The organism is Leisingera daeponensis (assembly GCF_019801465.1).
Taxonomy (GTDB): Bacteria; Pseudomonadota; Alphaproteobacteria; order Rhodobacterales; family Rhodobacteraceae; genus Leisingera; species Leisingera daeponensis_A.
The window spans coordinates 144,034-163,324 of record NZ_JAHVJA010000007.1 but is presented as its reverse complement, the minus strand read 5'-3'; the positions used below and the strand labels follow the sequence as shown (position 1 = coordinate 163,324).

At 63.2% G+C, this 19,291-nt stretch carries 18 protein-coding genes; 9 read left to right on the top strand and 9 right to left on the bottom strand.

The window, feature by feature from the left end; all coding sequences use genetic code 11:
* Positions 1-30 precede the first annotated feature (30 nt).
* A complete protein-coding gene (locus KUV26_RS15715; protein WP_222509016.1) occupies positions 31-816 on the bottom strand; it encodes a sugar transferase in 786 nt (261 codons plus the stop codon).
* A 694-nt stretch (positions 817-1,510) separates the two neighbouring features.
* Between KUV26_RS15715 and KUV26_RS15710 the strand changes: the two genes are divergently transcribed.
* A complete protein-coding gene (locus KUV26_RS15710) occupies positions 1,511-2,362 on the top strand; it encodes a 2-dehydro-3-deoxygalactonokinase (RefSeq protein WP_222509015.1) in 852 nt (283 codons plus the stop codon).
* Positions 2,363-2,392: 30 nt separating this feature from the next.
* Here the strand turns inward: KUV26_RS15710 and KUV26_RS15705 are convergent, their stop codons facing one another.
* Positions 2,393-3,193, bottom strand: coding sequence for a TIGR03084 family metal-binding protein (locus KUV26_RS15705; RefSeq protein WP_222509014.1), 801 nt, complete (start codon positions 3,191-3,193; stop codon positions 2,393-2,395).
* Between the two features lie 99 nt (positions 3,194-3,292).
* Positions 3,293-4,411 (bottom strand): class I SAM-dependent RNA methyltransferase, encoded by a 1,119-nt coding sequence (locus KUV26_RS15700; protein ID WP_222509013.1) that lies wholly within the window; start codon positions 4,409-4,411, stop codon positions 3,293-3,295.
* Between the two features lie 278 nt (positions 4,412-4,689).
* Between KUV26_RS15700 and KUV26_RS15695 the strand changes: the two genes are divergently transcribed.
* From KUV26_RS15695 to KUV26_RS15660, 8 genes are all read left to right on the top strand, one after another.
* Positions 4,690-6,423 carry an ABC transporter substrate-binding protein gene (locus tag KUV26_RS15695; protein ID WP_222509012.1) on the top strand — a complete coding sequence of 578 codons (1,734 nt, stop codon included), beginning with the start codon at positions 4,690-4,692 and terminating at the stop codon, positions 6,421-6,423.
* A 157-nt stretch (positions 6,424-6,580) separates the two neighbouring features.
* Entirely contained in the window at positions 6,581-7,645 is a 1,065-nt protein-coding gene (locus tag KUV26_RS15690) for an ABC transporter ATP-binding protein (RefSeq protein ID WP_174148845.1), read from the top strand.
* A 7-nt stretch (positions 7,646-7,652) separates the two neighbouring features.
* Positions 7,653-8,753, top strand: coding sequence for an ABC transporter ATP-binding protein (locus KUV26_RS15685; RefSeq protein ID WP_222509011.1), 1,101 nt, complete (start codon positions 7,653-7,655; stop codon positions 8,751-8,753).
* Positions 8,753-9,616 (top strand): carbohydrate ABC transporter permease, encoded by an 864-nt coding sequence (locus tag KUV26_RS15680; RefSeq protein ID WP_039189202.1) that lies wholly within the window; start codon positions 8,753-8,755, stop codon positions 9,614-9,616. The genes KUV26_RS15685 and KUV26_RS15680 overlap by 1 nt, the downstream gene beginning before the upstream one ends.
* 13 nt (positions 9,617-9,629) lie before the next feature.
* Complete coding sequence (locus KUV26_RS15675) at positions 9,630-10,427, top strand: carbohydrate ABC transporter permease (RefSeq protein WP_222509010.1); 798 nt, start codon at positions 9,630-9,632, stop codon at positions 10,425-10,427.
* Positions 10,427-10,705: a DUF2160 domain-containing protein gene (locus KUV26_RS15670; protein WP_039150888.1), complete on the top strand. Its 279-nt coding sequence runs from the start codon at positions 10,427-10,429 to the stop codon at positions 10,703-10,705. Before KUV26_RS15675 ends, KUV26_RS15670 begins: the two co-directional genes overlap by 1 nt.
* A 244-nt stretch (positions 10,706-10,949) precedes the next feature.
* Positions 10,950-11,366 carry a BlaI/MecI/CopY family transcriptional regulator gene (locus KUV26_RS15665; protein ID WP_261398924.1) on the top strand — a complete coding sequence of 139 codons (417 nt, stop codon included), beginning with the start codon at positions 10,950-10,952 and terminating at the stop codon, positions 11,364-11,366.
* Positions 11,356-12,498: a M56 family metallopeptidase gene (locus KUV26_RS15660; RefSeq protein WP_222509009.1), complete on the top strand. Its 1,143-nt coding sequence runs from the start codon at positions 11,356-11,358 to the stop codon at positions 12,496-12,498. Before KUV26_RS15665 ends, KUV26_RS15660 begins: the two co-directional genes overlap by 11 nt.
* Positions 12,499-12,582: 84 nt before the next feature.
* Here KUV26_RS15660 and KUV26_RS15655 read toward each other — a convergent pair whose 3' ends face one another.
* The 6 genes from KUV26_RS15655 to KUV26_RS15630 form a co-directional block, all read right to left on the bottom strand.
* A complete protein-coding gene (locus KUV26_RS15655) occupies positions 12,583-13,686 on the bottom strand; it encodes a GNAT family N-acetyltransferase (protein ID WP_222509008.1) in 1,104 nt (367 codons plus the stop codon).
* A gap of 12 nt (positions 13,687-13,698) precedes the next feature.
* A complete protein-coding gene (locus KUV26_RS15650; protein ID WP_261399935.1) occupies positions 13,699-14,628 on the bottom strand; it encodes a sulfotransferase family protein in 930 nt (309 codons plus the stop codon).
* Positions 14,629-14,630: 2 nt separating this feature from the next.
* On the bottom strand, positions 14,631-15,557 hold the full coding sequence (locus KUV26_RS15645; RefSeq protein ID WP_222509006.1) for a lipid II:glycine glycyltransferase FemX: 927 nt from the start codon (positions 15,555-15,557) through the stop codon (positions 14,631-14,633).
* Positions 15,558-15,739: 182 nt separating this feature from the next.
* Positions 15,740-16,915 carry a GNAT family N-acetyltransferase gene (locus KUV26_RS15640; RefSeq protein WP_222509005.1) on the bottom strand — a complete coding sequence of 392 codons (1,176 nt, stop codon included), beginning with the start codon at positions 16,913-16,915 and terminating at the stop codon, positions 15,740-15,742.
* Entirely contained in the window at positions 16,908-18,071 is a 1,164-nt protein-coding gene (locus KUV26_RS15635; protein ID WP_222509004.1) for a glycosyltransferase, read from the bottom strand. The genes KUV26_RS15640 and KUV26_RS15635 overlap by 8 nt, the downstream gene beginning before the upstream one ends.
* Positions 18,068-19,291, bottom strand: coding sequence for a glycosyltransferase family 4 protein (locus KUV26_RS15630; RefSeq protein ID WP_222509003.1), 1,224 nt, complete (start codon positions 19,289-19,291; stop codon positions 18,068-18,070). The genes KUV26_RS15635 and KUV26_RS15630 overlap by 4 nt, the downstream gene beginning before the upstream one ends.

The following is a 19,291-nucleotide window of genomic DNA, read 5'->3' as shown; positions in this document are numbered from 1 at the left end:
TGGGCGCAGGAGCAGCAGATCAGAAAGGCGTTAATATCCCGTCCCCTTCAGCACCACCCCGGCCGTCCGCCAGATGAGCGCCAGATCGCTGCCCAGCGACAGCCCCTGCCGGTACTCCGCATCCGCCTGCGCGCGGCTGGCAAAGCTGCCCTCGTTCCGCACAGACACTTGCCAGACGCCGGTAATTCCCGGCCGCAAGGCGAAATAGGCCCGCGCATCACCATAAAGCGGCAACTGTTCCGGCATCATCGGGCGCGGCCCGACCAGGCTCATCTCGCCGCAGGCCACATTCCACAGTTGCGGCAGTTCGTCCAGCGAGGTTGCACGCAGGAAGCGCCCTACGCGGGTGATCCTCGGATCGTTCTTGAGCTTCTGGGTCTCGTCCCACTCCCGGCGCAATTCGGGGTCGGTTTTCAGATAGTGCTGAAGAAGCTGATCCGCGTCCCGCACCATGGTGCGCAATTTCAGAATACGGAACAACTGCCCGCCGCGGCCCAGTCGCGCCTGGGTGTAAAAGGGCCTGCCGCCCTCCAGCCACAACGCGGCGGCACATAACGCGATCAGCGGTAAAACCACCGGCAGGCTCAGCAGCACAAACAGCAGGTCCAGCCCCCGCTTGCCCAGGGCCGCATAGGGTCCGATACGCGTGCGCCGTGCTGCCTGACGCACCGGCGCAAGACTGTTCAGAGCAGCATTCAAATTGGCCGGCTGCACAGGCAAAGCGCCGAGAAAAGGAGCGGCCTCGGCAGTTTGCCTGCCTTCCACATCCACCCGCACAAAAGACAGCCCCGGACCACCGGAAACCGCATTTCTCATTCCACATCCCCTCGTTCCAGCCAATCCCCACGGCTGGGCCGCCGCAAAAACAGCGGACTTTGACAACTCAACCTGACAGTCCGCAGGCCAAAGGCCGCGGATTGCCGCTACCGATATTCAGGTTTGAAACGGGGCACGCCCCCACGCGCCCGCGCCGTTTTCAGCTGCCGCCCAATACCTTGGCGGCGGTGATTTCCAACACCTTGACCTAATTAAGACAAATTTAGGCAATTGCGCGCAAAATTTTCATTTTCACGCCAAAATTCCGTAAATCACGCAAAGTGCAATGAACCGGCGGAAACAGTGGGTGAAGAGGCAGAAGATTGTTTCGCCAGGACGCAAGGCAGTGGTGGAATCGAAGCAGCGGCGAGAAAGCGCATTAGGCAGCGCGGCTGGCCTTTGCTTCGCCCCCTGGGCTTTCCCTTTACGGAGCCCAAAGGCCTCCATCCTCCCCCCTCTGCAGTGCTGGTTGCAGCAGCTGAACTCAGAACCGGAGCGCCAGGACAGGTGTGCGCAATCGCCTGCGGATAGCCGGAGGCCTGTGATTCGCGCAACTCCCCGGAATTGGTGCGAAGCAAACAGCAGCAACCGTTCTCAAGCCCAGCGCCGGGGCTAGCCCGCAGGCCGCCCACTTGCCCGGTTCCTAAAACACCGCCATAAGCCACGGTCAAGCGATGGCAGAGAAAGTGAGGGCATGATGCAGTCTACCGGCAGCGGCGCCAGCTGGCTGGCCGCCAATCTCGACGGGAAGACACTGACGGCCTGGGCCGTGACCGGAGGCACGGCAGGCCCGGCGCAGGTGCTGCATCTGCAGGACCATAGCAAAACAGCTGTGGCCGCGGGCTTGCGTCAGGCGCTGGCAGGCTCAACGCTGCCGGTGGTGCTGGGCGGCAGCGGCCTTGCGGCGCCGCAGGCGGTACCCGCAGAACCCGCCAAGCTGCCGCTGACCCGAGCGCGACTGGAAGAGCTAACCGTCCATGCTCTGCCGGGTCTGAGCCAATCTGCGCCTGCGGGGCTGATACAGGCGGCGGCAGCCAGACTGACCGGCTTCCTGCGGCTGAACCCTGAATGGGACGGGGTGGTCTGCCTGCCGGGCACGTTCGTGACGCATTGGGTCCAGGTCAGCGCCAGGGAAGCGGTCAGTTTTCAAAGCGCGCTGAGCGGGCGACTGGCGGCAGCAGTTGCCCGGCAGATGGTAATGGAGGCAACTGGCGAATGGGATAAAGCGGCGCTGACAGAGGCGGCGGCCGACGGGATTTCCAAGCCGGAACTGCTGGCGGCGCGGCTGGCATCGGTGCAGGCGGCAGCGGCCCTGGGGCAGCTGACCTCAGAAGCTGCGCGCGGGCGGCTATGGGGACTGCTGCTGGGAGCTGAGCTGGCCGCTGCCCGCCCCTATTGGCTCGGCCAGAATGTAGCCCTGCTTGCCGAAGCGCCGCTGGAGCCGCTCTATGCCGCCACGCTGGAAGCGCAGGCGCTGCCAGTCACGCTGGCGGATTCCCGCCGCATGACGCTGGAGGGGCTTACCAGAGCCTGGTCCGCCAGCTAACCCCAGCGTCAGCCTGATTTCCCGGCTCCTTCAGGCACCTGCCCTGAAGCGTGTTCCCCTGCCTGACGGCGTTTCCGGCGGGCCGGCAAAGCACTGGCCGATCCGCATCCAGTCAGCCGCTGCCGGCCCTCGGACCAGCAGGCGGGTGTCATCGATGCTGCGCACCTGTGTGACAACCCGTGCGAATTCCACCGCGGAGCCTTTGACAAAATTGGAATCCTGGGGTGCGTTCCAATCCCAGACCGCCCCCGATGGCCCGGTCAGCTGCACAAAGGGCGCAGGCTCCGGCACCTCCAGCGCACGGTTTCGGAAGCTCCAGCCGAAAGTCGCCACTCCGAGATGCGCGATGTTGCGGATACGGTCGTGCTCCTGCCGCTCTTGTCCCAGCAGGTCGAACACCTCTTGCCCGTGTGCCCAGGTTTCCATCTGCCGGGCTGTGACCGAGCTGAGCGCGCTCATGTCCGGCCCGATCCATTTCAGCCGCGATTTTGGCTCCGCCGCTGTGAAAGCATCAGCACAGCGCTCTGCCCCCTCCCGCCACGCCTCGAACAAAGCCCGGCCGCTGAGGCCGTCCAGCCAGGGGAACTGGCATGCCAGAATGGAACGGCCGGTCTGCATGTCCCGCAGGACCGGCGCGATGAAAGCTGCAAAAGCGTCTTCCCCCTGTAGCGACGCCTCTGCCGCAGCATTGAACAGGTGCAGATGCCCCAGCACATGGTCGATGGTCCAGCCCTTGAACTGGGTTTCGCGGTGAAACTCCGCCTCTGGCAGGTCCTCCAGAATGGCCGCCAGGACGTGGCTTTCCGCGCGGAAATCTTCGGCCTGCTGCATGGTTCCTCCACCGTCTGCTCCGACCGGCAGGTTAGCCGTTCCGGGTGCAGGCTGGAAACCCGGACGATGCGTCACGAAGACATCGCCGGGAACAGTGCCTCAGGGCAGCGGACCGGTCTTGAACAGGCGTATTTTCAACCCGCCATGTGCGACCGGCGCGCCGAACGGGAGAAACGGAAGATTGGTGGCCTTGGCCAGACTGGTTTCCGAGGTCACAATACCCACGCGCCAGCCGGAGAACCGCTCCGTCAGTACCTGCCCCAACGCGCCGTAGAGGGCATAGAGCAGTTTCTTATTGCCGATCCTGGCGCCATAGGGCGGATTGACGATGACCAGGCCCGGCGGGCCATCCGGGCGCTGCAGGTCGCTGACCGCGGCTTGGGCAAAACGGGTGCATTCGTGCACGCCCGCCCGGTCCGCGTTTGCTGCTGCCATCTCAACGGCGCCCGCGTTGCGGTCGGAGCCGTGGAACAGCATGTCCGTTTCGCGCGTCTCGGCCTGCTGCTTCAGTTCTGCCCAAGCGCCCGCATCAAAGGTCGCTAGCTGTTCAAAGGCATAGCTGCGGCTGCGGCCGGGCAGCAGGCCCTTGGCGATCTCCGCCGCTTCGATCACAAAGGTGCCGGAGCCGCACATCGGGTCAATAACCGGTTCCGTTCCGTCAAAGCCGCATTCGCGCAGGAACAGGGCAGCGAGGTTCTCCCGCATCGGTGCCTTGCCGACCGCCGATTTATGGCCGCGCTTGTGCAGCCCCTCGCCCGAGGTGTCGACGCTGAAGACGCAGAGGTTGTCCTCGATGCGCAGCTTCACCGTCAGCTCGGCATCCTTGGTGACGGGGGCGCCGAGCGTTTCGGCAATGGCCTTTTCCACCCGCTGGGCGGCTGCGCCTGCGTGGTAGATCTTGGATTTCTTGTTGGTGGCAACCTCGACCTTTACCGGCACGTCCGGGCGCAGCACATCGCCCCAGGGGAACTTGCGCGCGCGTTTGTCGAGCTGAGCAAGATGGAAGGCGCGGAATTCGCCGATGCGCGCCAGCACCCGCGCGGCACCGCGCACTGACAGGTTGGCACGCCAGACCTCCGTCCAGCCGCCCTGCACCGTTACCCCGCCCGGCACAGCCTTGGGTGCGGCAAAACCCAGCTCTTTGGCCTCAGCCAGCAGCGCCTGTTCCAGTCCCGGCGGCGCGGTCAGGAAAATCTCGAATGTGCTTTCTTGCGTCATGCCGTCTCTGTAGCGGGAATGCCCTGGCACGGCGACTGCTTTTTTTTCAACGCAAGCCGGGCGAGAAGTTGCGTAGCGTCACAACCCGCAATGCTGCAATGCGGCATGCCCGAACTTGCAAAACACGCTCTTCAGAAAATTACTTTTTCCTTTAAAAACAAATTAGTATGCATTACTAAAAAATTAGTTTGACAACATAATCCAAGATATGAAAACTCTGTAACAGTCAGGTGCCTGGAGTGCATTACTGACCTTACAGACTTTTCAGGGAGGAAAAGATGCGCAGGTATCTTTTGTCCGCAGCGGCCGTTTGTGCGGTGGTTGCGGGAACAATGGCGCATGCCGATGAAACGGCCGCCAAGAAATGGATTGATGAAGAATTCCAGCCGTCGGTTTTGACCAAAGATGAACAGCTGTCGGAGCTGCAATGGTTCATCAAGGCGGCCGAGCCCTACAAGGGCATGGAAATCAACGTGCTGTCCGAAGGCATTCCGACGCACAGCTATGAATCCGAGGTGCTGACCAAGGCCTTCGAGGAAATCACCGGCATCAAGGTGAACCACCAGATCCTGGGTGAAGGCGAGGTCGTTCAGGCGGTGCAGACTCAGATGCAGACCAAGCGGAATCTCTATGACGCCTACGTCAATGACTCCGACCTGATCGGCACCCACTCGCGCCTGCAGCTGGCCTACAACCTGACTGACATGATGGCAGGCGAGTTCAAGGACGTGACCAACCCCGGCCTCGACCTGGATGACTTCATGGGCACCCAGTTCACCACCGGCCCGGACGGCGACCTGTACCAGCTGCCCGACCAGCAGTTCGCAAACCTCTACTGGTTCCGCAAGGACTGGTTCGACCGCGAAGACCTGCAGGCCGCATTCAAGGAAAAATACGGCTATGACCTGGGCGTTCCGGTCAACTGGTCCGCGTATGAGGACATTGCCGAGTTCTTCAGCGAGCACGTCAAGGAAATCGACGGCACCGCGATCTATGGCCACATGGATTACGGCAAGCGTGCGCCGGACCTTGGCTGGCGGATGACCGATGCCTGGCTGTCGATGGCCGGTGCTGGCTCCAAAGGTGAGCCGAACGGCGTGCCGATCGACGAATGGGGCATCCGCATGGAAGAAGGCTCCTGCAACCCGGCAGGTGCCAGCGTGACCCGCGGCGGCGCCGCCAACGGCCCGGCAGCGGTCTATGCGATCCGCAAGTGGGACGAATGGCTGCGCAAGTACGCACCTCCGGGTGCGGCGTCCTATGACTTCTACCAGTCGCTGCCGGCACTGGCACAGGGCAACGTGGCACAGCAAATCTTCTGGTACACCGCCTTCACCGCCGACATGGTGAAGCCGCAGTCCGAAGGCAACAACACCGTCGACGCCGAGGGCAGCCCGCTGTGGCGGATGGCGCCCAGCCCGCACGGCCCCTACTGGGAAGAAGGCCAGAAGGTTGGCTATCAGGACGTGGGCTCCTGGACCTTCCTCAAGTCCACCCCGCTGGACCGTGCTCAGGCTGCCTGGCTCTATGCCCAGTTCGTCGTCTCCAAAACCGTGGACGTGAAGAAATCGCACGTTGGCCTGACCTTCATCCGCGACTCTTCCGTGAACCACGAAAGCTTCACCGAGCGCGCACCCAAGCTGGGCGGCCTGGTCGAGTTCTACCGCTCGCCTGACCGAGTGGCATGGTCACCGACCGGCATCAACGTGCCGGACTATCCGAAGCTGGCCCAGATCTGGTGGCAGCAAATCGGTGACGTGAACTCCGGCGCCTTCACACCGCAGGAAGCGATGGACCGTCTGGCCGAGGAAATGGACATCACCATGGCCCGTATGCAGCGCGCAGACGAGCAGGCGAATGTCTATGGCGGCTGCGGCCCGCGCCTGAACGAAGAGAAAGACGCGGAGTGGTGGTACGCCAATGGCGGCGCCAAGCCGCCGCTGGAGAACGAGAAGCCGCAGGGCCAGACCGTCAACTATGACGAGCTGGTGGCCCGCTGGGCAACCAACTAAGGCCTCCTCCCGGCCCGGCCAGCGATCCCCATCATCTGGCCGGGCTGCATCAGGCCCCGGAGGACCCCTTTCCGTCATCCGGGGCCTTTTTCCCTAAGATTCCAGCGCGCCCCTGCCCCGCGCGCAAACAGGCCGCCTGCCAGAAAGTCAAAGCAAGATGGCACTCGAACTCAAGGGTGTGACCAAGCGCGTCGGCGCCATTCAGCACATCAAGGAAACTTCCCTGCTGCTGGAGCCCGGTCACTTTAACGTCCTCCTCGGCGCCACCGGCTCCGGAAAGACCTCACTCATTAAACTGATGGCGGGCCTTGACCCGATGGCCAGCGGCCAGGTGCTGATGGATGGCGAGGATGTCAGCCGTCTCAGCACCCAGAAGCGCAACATCAGCCTGGTGCATCAGTTCTTCATCAACTACCCGCACATGACGGTGTTTGAAAACATCGCCTCGCCGCTGAAAGTGGCTGGAATGGCGAAGTCGGAGATCGAAGGCCGCGTCGAAGAGGCCGCCGCGATCCTGCAGCTGAAGCCGATGCTGCACCGCCGCCCGCATGAGCTGTCCGGCGGCCAGCAGCAGCGCTGCGCCCTGGCCCGCGCGATTGCCAAGGAAAGCCGTGCGGTGTTCCTGGATGAGCCGCTGGCCAACCTCGACTACAAGCTGCGCGAGGAGCTGCGCGACCAGCTGCCCGAACTGTTTGCAGGCCGCGGCGCGGTGGTGGTCTACGCGACCTCCGAACCCGAAGAGGCGCTGCTTCTGGGCGGCAAGACCGCGCTGATGCGTGACGGCCGGGTGACCCAGTTCGGCCCCACCGCCGAGATCTACCGCAACCCCGGCAATGTCGATGCGGCGCGGGTGTTCTCCGACCCGCCGATCAACACCGCCGAGATCACCAAGCAGGGCAGCATGGCCCGCCTGGGCGCCGGCGTCACCTGGGAGCTGAGCGGCGCTGCCGTTGGGCTGGCAGATGGCACCTACACCATCGCCATCCGCCCGCACCACGTTCTGCCTGTGGCGAAAAACGGCGCCCATGTGCAGCTGTCAGGCCAGGTGCAGGTGACCGAACTCTCCGGCTCCGAAAGCTCCGCCCATTTCGACATGGGTTCCGGCAGCTGGGTCTCGCTGGCCCACGGCGTCCACCCCTATCAGGTGGGCGAGCTGCACGACTTCTACATGGACCCCGCGCAGGCATATTTCTTTGCCCCCGACGGCAGCCGCGCGGCGTGAGGCATCAATGGCTAAAATAACTCTCTCCAAACTGCGCCACAGCTATCTTTCGACGCCGAAGTCCGACTCGGATTACGCGCTGAAGGAAATCGACCTCGACTGGACCGACGGCGGCGCTTATGCGCTGCTCGGCCCCTCGGGCTGCGGCAAATCCACCCTTTTGAACATCATCTCGGGGCTGCTGGTCCCGTCCGAGGGCCAGATCCTGTTCGACGGCAAGGACGTGACCGCCCTGCCCCCGGATCAGCGCAACATCGCCCAGGTGTTCCAGTTCCCGGTGATCTACGACACCATGACGGTGTACGACAACCTGGCGTTTCCGCTGCGCAACCGCGGCCGGGACGAGGCCACCGTGCACCAGCGGGTGATGGCGATTGCCGAAATGTTGGAAGTCACCGGCATGCTGGACCAGAAGGCGGCCGGATTGTCACCGGACAATAAGCAGAAGATCTCCATGGGCCGCGGCCTGGTGCGCGAGGACGTCAACGTGGTGATGTTCGACGAGCCGCTCACCGTGATCGACCCGCACCTGAAGTGGAAGCTGCGCTCCAAGCTGAAGGAGCTGCACCAGCGGGTGAAGGCGACTATGATCTACGTCACCCACGACCAGACCGAGGCGCTGACATTCGCCGATCAGGTGGTGGTGATGCAGTTGGGCGAAGTGGTGCAGATCGGCACCCCGGTGGAGCTGTTCGAACGCCCCGCGCATACCTTTGTCGGCCACTTCATCGGCTCGCCGGGAATGAACATCTTGTCTTGCGAAGTACACAGCGGTGCCGCCGTGTTCGCAGGCCAGCCCATCGCGCTGGAAGGACCCATTCAGGGCGCCGCGGAGGGCCAGACCGAAATCGGCATCCGGCCTGAGTTCGTCTCGCTGGCGGACCACGGCCTGGCCGCAACCGTCACCAAGGTCTCTGACATCGGCCGCCACACCGTGGTGGAATGCGAGGCCGGCGGCTGCCGCGTCAACGCCGTCACCGAAGGCGCCGCGCCGGAAAAAGGCAGCGCCGTGCATCTGGCCTTCCGCCAGGACATGACCCGGCTTTACGTGGACGGCTGGCTTGCCACCGCCCCCGCCAATGCCACCGGCGAACAAGGAGCAGCCTGATGAAAACCGAAAACCAGAAAGCCTGGTTCTTTGTCCTGCCGGTGCTGGCGCTGGTCGCCTTCAACGCGCTCATTCCGATGATGACGGTGGTCAACTACTCGGTGCAGGAGACCTTCGGCGACAACGTGTTCTTCTGGCAGGGGCTGGACTGGTTCCAGCAGATCCTGCGCTCCGACCGCTTTCACGCGGCGCTTGGCCGCCAGTTCATGTTCACCTTCCTGATCCTGATCATCGAGGTGCCGCTGGGCATCGCGATTGCGCTGTCGATGCCGCGCAAGGGCTTCTGGGTGCCGGTGTGCCTGGTGCTGATGGCGCTGCCGATGCTGATTCCGTGGAACGTGGTCGGCGCGATGTGGAACATCTTCACCCTGCCCGACATCGGCCTGTTGGGCTACTTCCTGAACCATGTGCTGGGTATCTCCTATGACATGACCCAGGATCCGGTTGCGGCTTGGGTGACCATTGTCACCATGGACGTGTGGCACTGGACCTCGCTCGTGGTGCTGCTGTCCTACGCGGGCCTGGTGTCGATCCCCGACGCCTATTACCAGGCGGCCAAGATTGACGGCGCCTCCAACTGGGCGGTGTTCCGGTTTATCCAGCTGCCGAAGATGAAAACGGTGCTGACCATCGCCATCCTGCTGCGCTTCATGGACAGCTTCAACATCTACACTGAGCCGTTCGTGCTCACCGGCGGCGGTCCCGGCAACTCCACCACGCTGTTGTCGATCGACCTGGTGAAAATCGCGCTTGGCCAGTTCGACCTCGGCCCAGCCGCTGCCATGTCGCTCATCTATTTCGCAATCACTCTGTTGGTCAGCTGGCTGTTCTACACGCTGATGACCAAAGACGACCTGAACTAAGGGAGGGACCACAATGCAGAAACGATCCATCGTCCCCATCGTCTATATCCTGTTCCTCATGCTGCCGATCTACTGGCTGGTGGCGATGAGCTTCAAGACGACCAATGAAATTCTCGCGGGCTTCTCGCTGTTCCCGCAGACTTTCACGCTGGACAACTACAAGACCATCTTCACCGATCCCAGCTGGTACTGGGGCTACATCAACTCGATCGCCTATGTGTCGATCAACACGGTGATCTCCATCGCGGTGGCGCTGCCGGCGGCTTATGCCTTCAGCCGCTACCGGTTTTTGGGCGACAAGCAGCTGTTCTTCTGGCTGCTGACCAACCGGATGGCGCCTGCAGCGGTGTTCGCCCTTCCGTTCTTCCAGCTCTATTCCGCGGTGGAGCTGTTCGACACCCACCTGGCCGTCGCCCTGGCGCATTGCCTGTTCAACATCCCGCTGGCGGTGTGGATCCTGGAAGGCTTCATGGGGGGCGTGCCCAAGGAGCTGGACGAGACCGCATTCGTCGACGGCTATTCGTTCCCGCGCTTCTTTGCGACGATCTTCATTCCGTCGATCAAGGCGGGCGTGGGTGTGGCAGCTTTCTTCTGCTTCATGTTCTCCTGGGTGGAACTGCTGCTCGCCAAGACCCTGACCGCCGTCGCCGCAAAGCCGATTGCCGCCACCATGACCAAGACCGCGTCCTCCGCGGGCTATGAACTGGGGCTGCTGGCGGCGGCGGGAACTCTGACAATCATTCCGGGCGCCATCGTGATCTGGTTCGTCCGCAACTACATCGCGAAGGGCTTCGCGATGGGGAGGGTGTGATGCTTTCATGGATGGCCTGGACCTGGCCCACTGCCCTGTTGTTCATCGGTATCTTCAGTGCCATCGGCGTGCTGATCATCGCCGAAATCCGCCACCCCGGCGGCGCGGCCCGCAAAGGCGTGCTGGGCCTCACCACCACCCGCGGCGACCGGCTGTTCATCAGCCTGCTCGGCACCTCCTACATCTTCCTGGCCTGGCTGGGCCTGGTGGGGATGCCGCTGTGGTGGCCGCTGGGCCTGTCAATCGCCTGGGGTATCTTCTGCTTCTGGAAGGTCTAATGAGCTGAGCCCATACACAATCGGGACAGGCCTTGAAGGCAAACCTGCCCTGCAAAGCCTTCCCGGCCAAACCCTGAACCAATGCGCCAGGGACCACCGCAAAGACCGGCCCCTGGCCCCGCAACCTGCTGAGAAGCCTCGCGTGACGGCGCACATATTGACAACAAAGCCCAGCCGCCGCGCATCTTCTAAAAAAATAGTTTTCACGGAAGCCTGCTTCCCCTAGCATGACTGGAACGATCACATGAGCCGGACTGCCGAGGCGATGCGCAAGAAACACGACACTTCCCTGCTGACCGAGGTTGAGCTGGAATTCATGACCGTGGTCTGGGACATGGGCGGCGGCACCGTGCGCGACATCCTGGCCGAACTGAACAAGATGCAGGAACGCGCCTATACCTCGGTGGCCACGGTTCTCAAGATCATGGAACAGAAGGGCTTTCTCACCAGCGAGCGCAAGGACCGCTCCCTGGTGTACCGCCCCGCCGTTCCCAAGGCAGAGTATCAGAAAACATCTCTGAAGAACCTTTCGAGCAAGCTTTTCAACGGCGCGCCCGCCGCATTGGTGGCGCGGCTGGTCGATGATGAGGATGTGACCGACGAGATGCTCGAGGAGATGCGGGCGCTCTTGGATGAAAGGCTGGGGGATAATGAACGCTGATGTTCTGCTGAATGCCTATATCGATCTGAACATACTGCTGCTGGCGGGCACGCTGTTGTGGTTCGCTGCCCGCAAGGGGCTCGCGCGCAGCCCTCTGGGACGTGCCTACCGGCCGCAATTGCGGCTGTTGAACGGAATGACAGTGCTTCTGGCGGCTTCACCGCTGCTGATCCTCGCTTTCACCCGCTTCGTCATCGCCCATCCGCCGAATTTTTCCGACATGCTGGTATCGCAGTATCTGCAAGGCAATGTCAGCATGAGCGCAGGCACCTTCGAGACCACCTTGGGCCTGCGCGAGGATGCGGTGCGCGGCCTCACCAGCCTGCAGCCGGCCTGGGCGCAGGCGGTAGCGGCCGCCTTTGCCGCCGGGATGCTGATCTGCCTGGCGCATGTCGCTGTATCTGTTTTCCGGCTGCGCCAGAATCTGTCAAATGCCTTTATTTGGAAACGCATCGGCCGGATGCAGCTGATGGTGTCCGATGAGATCCGTGTGGCCTATTCAACACGCGGGCCGTTTTGCCGCTATGTGGTGCTGCCCACACAGCTGCTGAATGACCCGCGCGACCTGCGCCTGACCATCGCGCATGAACTGCAGCACTTCCGCCAGCGCGACATCGAGTGCGAGTTCCTGCTGGAGATTCTCCGCCCCCTGTTGTTCTGGAACCCCGCGTTTTACCTGTGGCGGCGCGAGGTGCGGCTGCTGCGCGAATTTGCCTGCGATCAGGCCCTGATGGCGCGGCCCTCTTTCGATGTGCGCGCCTATTGCGAATGCCTGATCCGCGCTTGCGCCAATGCTGCACGCGGCCCGGCATTGTTCATCCGCCGCAGCCCGGCGGTAGCGCTCGTCGACCGCCGTGAAACGCGCCGCGGCGCGTCGCTGCAACGGCGGATCATTGCGGTCACGGCAATTCAGCCGCAGGGGCTGAACACGCTTGGCTGGGGAGTGGTTTCCCTGGCAATGGCCGGCGCAGTGCTGGCAACGGCAATGCTGCTGCAGCGACCAAGTGACTGGAGCCATGACCGCATCATGCTGTCGACCATCGTCAACCTGGAGCGCATGGCAACCCGCAACAGCGCCCCAGACCTTGCCGTCAGTGCGCTCAACGGCGGTTTTGCCGTTCCCAGCAAGTAACCACTTCAAGACGGTCCCGGAGTGTTCCCTGCGAAAAGCGGCTGCAACCTGATAATCGGGGCAAAGGCTTTTTCCGGTTCAGGTTTACTCCTGTGTCCGCGAACGGGAATTTCCCGTTCTGAAGGCCTGACGCAGCAGCTGCAGCCGGCTGGCGGCCTCCAGTCGCAGCCGCGCTCCCAGGCTGGCACGGCTGATACGCAGGCTGACGGTTTGCATCCGGCTGTTTGTCATCCGCTTGATGTTGTGGCGGGCAGACCACAAGTTGAACGATGTTGCCCCCCCATCCAGGCTGTGCTTGAGAGACCGGTACATCAACGCCGTTCCGGCCCCCAGCTCGCAACCCTTGGGGGTGATGGCGGTGAAATAGCCGTGATGCGTTCCGCCATACTCCGCCAGATTAAAGACAAAAGCGGCAGGCTCTCCCTGACAAGACACTGACCAGAACCGAAGCGTTCCGTCCCGCGCGCAGCCGCGGATCTGGTCTGCATACAGTTTCAGGCCAATACGGCGCATGCGCGGGCAGTCCTTCCAGCTGGCGGCCACCACCGCGTGAAGAACCTGCACCGCGGCCTCTGGATCATCATCTTGGGTAAACAGGCTGACCTCGCAACTGGCAGCCATCTTTCGCTCGGCAGCGCGCAGATTGCGGCGGTTCTTGCTGCTGAGCTGAGCTTCCAATTCGGCGCTGCTCGACACGCCTTCCGCCAGAAAGTATCCCAGTCCGGGACTGCGCCCGACACTATACCCCTGCCGCACGAAAGCCTGGCCCAGCCAGCGGCCCAACCGGTTGCCCTCCGGCAGGTTTTCAAACGTGAGGTCCAGCCAGCGCATCCGCTCTAATGCCCGTATCAGCGCTCCGGCCAGTTCATCCTGATTTTCCTGCGGATCAGTCAGGAAATCGAATGCCGGAGAGGACCCGAAGACCGGCGGCCCGCCACGCCAGGCCAAGGCAGCCTTCCAATCGCGCCGCCGGAACAGCGGGACAAACCCAGCCAGCTCCTGACCGCGCCACAGGCATAGGCAAGCAGGCTGCTGCCCGACGGCAACCGCCGCACGCGCCCAAGGCAGAAAGAACCCAGGCCTGTCATAGGCGCCGGCGCCGGCCCCTGCAGACAGCGCCCCGAGATGTTCTTCCATCGCCTGCAGTTCACCCAGGCTGCTAACTGTTTCAACACGCAGCGGCTGCATGTGTGGCTCTCCCTATCCCTGCCGATCCTGCGGCCTGATTACGCCCCGAGGCCCGCTCGCTGCTTGCGGCCAGACCCAAGAAGGAAACTCTGGCGGCCGCCGCTTGGCCAGCTGATGCTGAATCGCCGCGAACAGAACCTGCGGCACGGCATGCGCCATCAGCTCCGCTGCCCTCGCCACACGCAGATCCAATGCCGATAGCGCCTGCTTGCGCTGACTATGCGTGGAGAAACTGGAATTCGGAGCAAACTCTGGCGGCAGAATGGCGCTCTTCGCCAGACCGGCCGCAGCCAGCACCGGCGCAAGTGCCCTGTCCGGCTCCCTGCGCAGAGCCTCGAACTCAACCTCGAAGACACGTCCCTTGCCCAGCTGCCGCTGCAACCGCCGCATGCAGCGCTTGTGAAACACGTTCGAGGCGCAGCCCCGCCCGATCAACAAGGCGCGCTTGGGGTAGGGCGGCGGCCGGCGGCCATAAGACCACAGGCGGGAGCGCAGGAAGCCCTGACTCTGCCGGGTGACGCACAGGAAGAGGGCTGTTGGGACGGCCTTGGCGATTGCCGGACCAAGCAGCGTATGATGAGGCGACTTTTCTACCCATGCTGCCGCCCCTGTGCGCTGCACCAGTTCCTCCATCAACCGGCAAAAGAGCTCCGCCGGGCTGGCGCTGGCCTCTGCAGCCTGCTCCCCCTGCTGGCGCGGCATGCTCAGAAGCCGGAAGTACTCGCTGCTGAGGAAGTCCCCCGCCGCATCGGCACGCCAGCCGGGACCAGGCCAGGGCTCCATGGCGGGAGCAAAATGGGAAAAAAAGACGCTTTCATGAACCCCGTGGTGACGCTCTGCCGTTACTGCGGAAATTCCCGGCTGTGCTGCCAGCAGGTTGGCTGCAAGCGTGGTGCCGGATCGTTGCAGGCCCAGAACAAAAATAGGTGTGACGTTCGGCATGCTCATATCCGCCCCGTGGCCTGCGTTCGCAACCCGCGGTAAGCGCGGCGCAGGTTGAACAGCAGCATATGAGCGGGCTGGCGCAACGGCAGCACATAGGCTGGCACCAGTGGAATCACCTCGGGACGGAAGGCCGATTTGAACTGTGCCCGGTTTTCGGCTCCCCGCGTGCCGCCGGAGCCGCTAGCCCCGGGCAACCCCGCGGCCCCGGCCATATCGTAGTGTGCAAAGCCCTGTTCTTGTGCGGCTTTCAAGGCCTCCCAGACCAGCGGATAGCCCGCTGCAGCGCAGGAACAGTCCGTGGCGCGCGCCAGAACCAGCCAGAAGGCGCGGCCGCCGTCCGCGACCATTACATGACCCGCCACCAGCCTGTCTTGCTGCCAAGCCAGAAGAAACGCCCCCTTGTCCCGCGTCATCCGCCATTGCGCTTCGACCGGCGGCACGGATTCAAGACCCAATCCGCGGCTGCGAAAGAAATTCTTCATCAGGGGCTCGAACTGCAACGCCTCCTGAAGACTCGCTGCAGGGCGCACATCGATGCCGGCCTTCTCCGCCTTGCGGATTTGGCGTCTGCAGCGCTGTTTCAATCTGGATTGCAACTGCTCCTCGGTCCCATGCAGAGCAACCAGGCCGGTTTCCGTGTGCTGGGACTGTCCGCTTTCAGGAAGCCGGACTGCGCCCGCGGCCTCTAGCAGGGCGCAAATCTTCATCACATCCTGTTCACCGCTCCAGCGCGGGTTCAGTTGCATCGAGCAGCATCCTTCCCGGCGCAGCCGTTCTGCAAACGCAGGCAGAATACGGGCCAGGTCGTCCGGCGTTCTTGTGACGGGCCCGCGCCGGAAATTGGCCAGATAGCGTCCCGGCGCCATCCGGGTCAGCCGAACGACACCGAAACCGGCAAGACTGCCGTCCGGGGAATAGGCGGTCATTGACACGTAATGGTGGCGCGGCGGCGGCGGGCAATTTGCCGTGTAGTCTGGCGACTGAAGCCAGGTGGCGGAAGGGCAGCCTTGCAGGAAGGCCCTTAGTTCACCAAACGCCGCGGGCGGCAAGTACTGATCCAAGCTGACCCGGATCCCAGCATCTGCGGCACAAAGCGTCTGCAGCATCGTCACAGCCTCCCCTTGCCATCTGCAAGGATATCTGCCCGCCTCGACCGGCGGTTCGCCAGCAGGCCCCGCTGCCCTGTCAGCCCCCGCAATGCGTCCTCAAGCTTCAGCAGCCAAAAGGCAAGGCCGCCCCGCCGCACGCCCCGCAGGCGCCGGACCTGATATGACCCGGTTTCGAAATCCCTCAGGTAATGCGTCCTGCGCCCGAATTCGAAACGCACAGGCTGTCCCTGCCCGATCACCGCCTGAAGACTGCGGTACATAACGCAACGCCCCGGCGACAATTCGGAAAAGGCTTCGTCAAATTCAGAAAACAAGCCGTACCATGTGCTTTGGCAGCGGACCGCACAGAAAGACGCGATGTCCTGTTCACCCGCCCGCAACAGAACCAGGCTGCCGCAGCCCCGCGCTGCGAGGCGCCGCCACAACTCCTGAAGAAAAGCACCGCCGCCCAGCAAGGCCGCCAATCCGGTTCCCGACTTCTGCTTCCAGCTGCGCTGCGAAAGCTTGAGCATTCTTTGAACCGGCGCATTGTCCTGCGACTGAAACACGTCCAGCTCCGCCTTGGCCTCTTGCAACTGCCTGTTGCTGACGCGGACTTTCTTGCGAAAGGAACGGCTGCGGGTTTGAAGGTAGCTTTCCCAATCCCTGAGGTTTTCTGCGATAGAGCTGCCCTGAGCGCGGTCCTGCCACAGCTCCAGCCCGCCAAGCCGCAGGCAACGGGTAGCCAGCACATCGCGGGTGCAGACCCGGAACAGGGCCAGTTCGATGCCCGCCCGCGGCGCCGCCCTGCAAACGGCTCCGAGCAGCGCCCTTAAGGCTTCACGGCTGGTGGCGAGGAACTCGAAAAATCCGGCATAGTTGCACATCCAGCCGGTCAGCACCCGCGGCCGGTAGAAGGGCAGCAGCTTGCTGAACCGCTTGCGGACCAGGCACATCGGCGCGGCAGCGACCATTCTCCCTGCCTGAAAAATGGTGATGATCCGCAGATCACCGGCCGGGCCAAATCCCGCATGCTGTGCCGCAAGCCAGTCAAAGGAGGAATACAGACGCCCGCGGCAGCGTTCATGCATGCTGCGCCACTCCGTTTCCAGCTGCGCGACGTCTTTCCAGCGGCGCAGGATCCGGGTCTGCAGCTGTTCTGGCGCTGCTGCTTTCAGGGCCGCGCCGTCATTCATCGGCCATCCTCCGCGCCGGCGCCCAGCGCACGCTGTGCACCCCAGCCATGGACCGAAGAATTCCAAACCCCATTGCCGCATGACCCAGCACAAAGAACCGGGCCGGGCCGGAGCCGGGCAACCGTGCGGCAGGCGGCCAGACCAGCGCTCCAACCGCCACCCCGTAAACAGCCAGCTGCCCCAGCAGGGCGGCGGAATAGATACCACCTTGCGAAGCCGCCGCGGCGAGGCTCAGCGCCAGCAGCACAGGCAGGAGAAATGCCACCAGCCGGCGCAGCCCTTTGTGCAGCAGCAGTTGCAGCGCGTAGAGCCCGTGTTTACCGGGGTTCATCAGCCTGCGCATGCGCATCAGGGCCCGCCAGCCCCGTTCTGTAGAGCGGACCCTGCGCATGAACTCGTCCCCGGTATGACTGGTGACAACTTCCTGCGCCAAGGCCCTGGGTTCAAACACCAGACGGCGGTGCTTTGCCGGGGCTTGCACCGAGATGTAAAAGTCGTCGGCAACATCTCCGGGGACCCGCTCAGGCACAAGTTCGCGGCGCATGGCGTATAGTGTTCCTTGGGCCGAAACGGCTCCCCCCAGGCGGCTCTCAGCTGCTTTCAAGGCCGCATCATACGCCCAGAACAATCGCTCAGCCCGCGCCAGCCAGCCACCACGTCCCTTGCCGTGCTGCGGTTGCAAGCGGCCGCAGACACCACCGGTTCCCTGCCTTGCGAAGGGTGCCAGCAGATGCCGCAAGGCACCTGGCGCCAGCATGCTGTTGGCGTCGGAGAAGACCACCACATCTGCATGGATCCGGGCCAGCCCGGCAGTCAGCGCCTGCGCCTTGCCGCCATGCTCCGGCGTCTGAAAGGCACGTATGCGCGGGCTGTTCAGCGACAGCGCCTGCTGCAGTGTCGCGTCCTCTGAGCCATCGGAGACCACCAGAACGTCTACCCGGTGCGGACCGCAGTCCTGTTTCAGGACGGTCTTCAGCTTGTCCCGGATCGCGGCTTCTTCATTGCGGGCTGCTATCAGCACCGTGGCATGCAGCGGCGTTTCCGGGGGCAGCGGCGTCCGGCGACCAAAAATTCCGGCCAGAATGCACCATAGCAGCCCGTACCCCGCCAAAGAGAAGGCAACCAGCCCGGCGCATACCCAAAACAGCAAGATCATTCTGCTGCCCTCCCCAGCGCTGCCGCGGAATGGGTGCGGAACAGATCAAGCTGGCGGCGTGCATTGGCTGCCAGTGAAAATTCCTCCTCCACCAGCCTGCGCCCTTGGCGGGCGATGGCATAGGCCGCCGCCGGGTTTGCCTGCACGTCTTCCAGCGCCCTAAGCAGGTCTGCAACTGATCCCGGCTCAATCAGGAAACCGGTCTCGCCCGGGCGGATCAGCTCGGGAATACCGGACACATTGGTGGAAATGACCGGCCGCTGGAACGCAAGCCCCTCAATCGCAACATTGGGAATGCCCTCCGTTCGCCCGGCCGGGCCGATCACCGAAGGCACAGCTATAACATTGGCGCTTTCATAAAGTGTGCTGACCGCAGCAAAATCCTGCTTGCCCAGGAACCTCACCCGCTCTCTCAGGCCCAGGTCTGCTGCCAGCGCTTCCAGCTCTGCGCGCTCCGGTCCGTCCCCTGCCAGCGAGCAGCGCCAGTCCGGAATATCTGTTGCGGCAAGCGCCCGGAGCAGCACGTCAACACCCTTTCGCACCTGCAGCGAGCCGACATAGACCACGTGGAACGGCCCGTCCTGCGACGGCGGGCCAAGCTGCGGGATGCTCTCCACATCGACGCTTGAGTGGATAACCTGAATGTCCTCTGCGCGCAGGCCGCGGACGTGACTGGCCAGGAACGCGCGCCCGAAATTGCTGATGGTGCGGACAAAGGCGGCTTCACCCAGCTTTTCCGCAAGCAGGCGCTGGGTCCGGAAAATATCATGGGCACGGCAGCTGACCGAATAGGGGATGCCGGTCAGCCGGTGAATCACCCAAGCGGCAGTTGCGGGATGACCTGCAAATTCTGCATGGACATGATCGGCGCCCCAATCTGCCAGTTCGCGGGCAATCGCAGAGGCCGCAACGGACACAACCGCGGACTTGCCGGCCAGAACCGGCTTGCCGCCCTGCTGCGCGCCGATCACCGTCAGCGGACCGGCCAGGCGGCCCAGGCCGGCCGTGAAACTGGCGAGTGTGCGCGGGCTTACCAGACCGACATGGCGGGCAATGGCACGGGTCGGTCTGGCAAACTCATGCAGCACTTCGGAGGAGTTATAAGGCGCCAGGTGGTACAGCCGGACGTCGGCTCCCGATTCCAGGAACTTCATCACATCCCGCAGAATGAAGGTTTCAGTGAACTTCGGATATTCCGTGACGATGACTGCCAGCCGCAT

Coding starts and splice junctions, on each gene's coding strand:
- KUV26_RS15715 (WP_222509016.1), bottom strand. CDS start 816: ATGAGAAATGCGGTTTCCGGTGGTCCGGGGCTGTCTTTTGTGCGGGTG.
- KUV26_RS15710 (WP_222509015.1), top strand. CDS start 1,511: ATGATGCAGTCTACCGGCAGCGGCGCCAGCTGGCTGGCCGCCAATCTC.
- KUV26_RS15705 (WP_222509014.1), bottom strand. CDS start 3,193: ATGCAGCAGGCCGAAGATTTCCGCGCGGAAAGCCACGTCCTGGCGGCC.
- KUV26_RS15700 (WP_222509013.1), bottom strand. CDS start 4,411: ATGACGCAAGAAAGCACATTCGAGATTTTCCTGACCGCGCCGCCGGGA.
- KUV26_RS15695 (WP_222509012.1), top strand. CDS start 4,690: ATGCGCAGGTATCTTTTGTCCGCAGCGGCCGTTTGTGCGGTGGTTGCG.
- KUV26_RS15690 (WP_174148845.1), top strand. CDS start 6,581: ATGGCACTCGAACTCAAGGGTGTGACCAAGCGCGTCGGCGCCATTCAG.
- KUV26_RS15685 (WP_222509011.1), top strand. CDS start 7,653: ATGGCTAAAATAACTCTCTCCAAACTGCGCCACAGCTATCTTTCGACG.
- KUV26_RS15680 (WP_039189202.1), top strand. CDS start 8,753: ATGAAAACCGAAAACCAGAAAGCCTGGTTCTTTGTCCTGCCGGTGCTG.
- KUV26_RS15675 (WP_222509010.1), top strand. CDS start 9,630: ATGCAGAAACGATCCATCGTCCCCATCGTCTATATCCTGTTCCTCATG.
- KUV26_RS15670 (WP_039150888.1), top strand. CDS start 10,427: ATGCTTTCATGGATGGCCTGGACCTGGCCCACTGCCCTGTTGTTCATC.
- KUV26_RS15665 (WP_261398924.1), top strand. CDS start 10,950: ATGAGCCGGACTGCCGAGGCGATGCGCAAGAAACACGACACTTCCCTG.
- KUV26_RS15660 (WP_222509009.1), top strand. CDS start 11,356: ATGAACGCTGATGTTCTGCTGAATGCCTATATCGATCTGAACATACTG.
- KUV26_RS15655 (WP_222509008.1), bottom strand. CDS start 13,686: ATGCAGCCGCTGCGTGTTGAAACAGTTAGCAGCCTGGGTGAACTGCAG.
- KUV26_RS15650 (WP_261399935.1), bottom strand. CDS start 14,628: ATGCCGAACGTCACACCTATTTTTGTTCTGGGCCTGCAACGATCCGGC.
- KUV26_RS15645 (WP_222509006.1), bottom strand. CDS start 15,557: ATGACCGCCTATTCCCCGGACGGCAGTCTTGCCGGTTTCGGTGTCGTT.
- KUV26_RS15640 (WP_222509005.1), bottom strand. CDS start 16,915: ATGAATGACGGCGCGGCCCTGAAAGCAGCAGCGCCAGAACAGCTGCAG.
- KUV26_RS15635 (WP_222509004.1), bottom strand. CDS start 18,071: ATGATCTTGCTGTTTTGGGTATGCGCCGGGCTGGTTGCCTTCTCTTTG.
- KUV26_RS15630 (WP_222509003.1), bottom strand. CDS start 19,291: ATGCGGCTGGCAGTCATCGTCACGGAATATCCGAAGTTCACTGAAACC.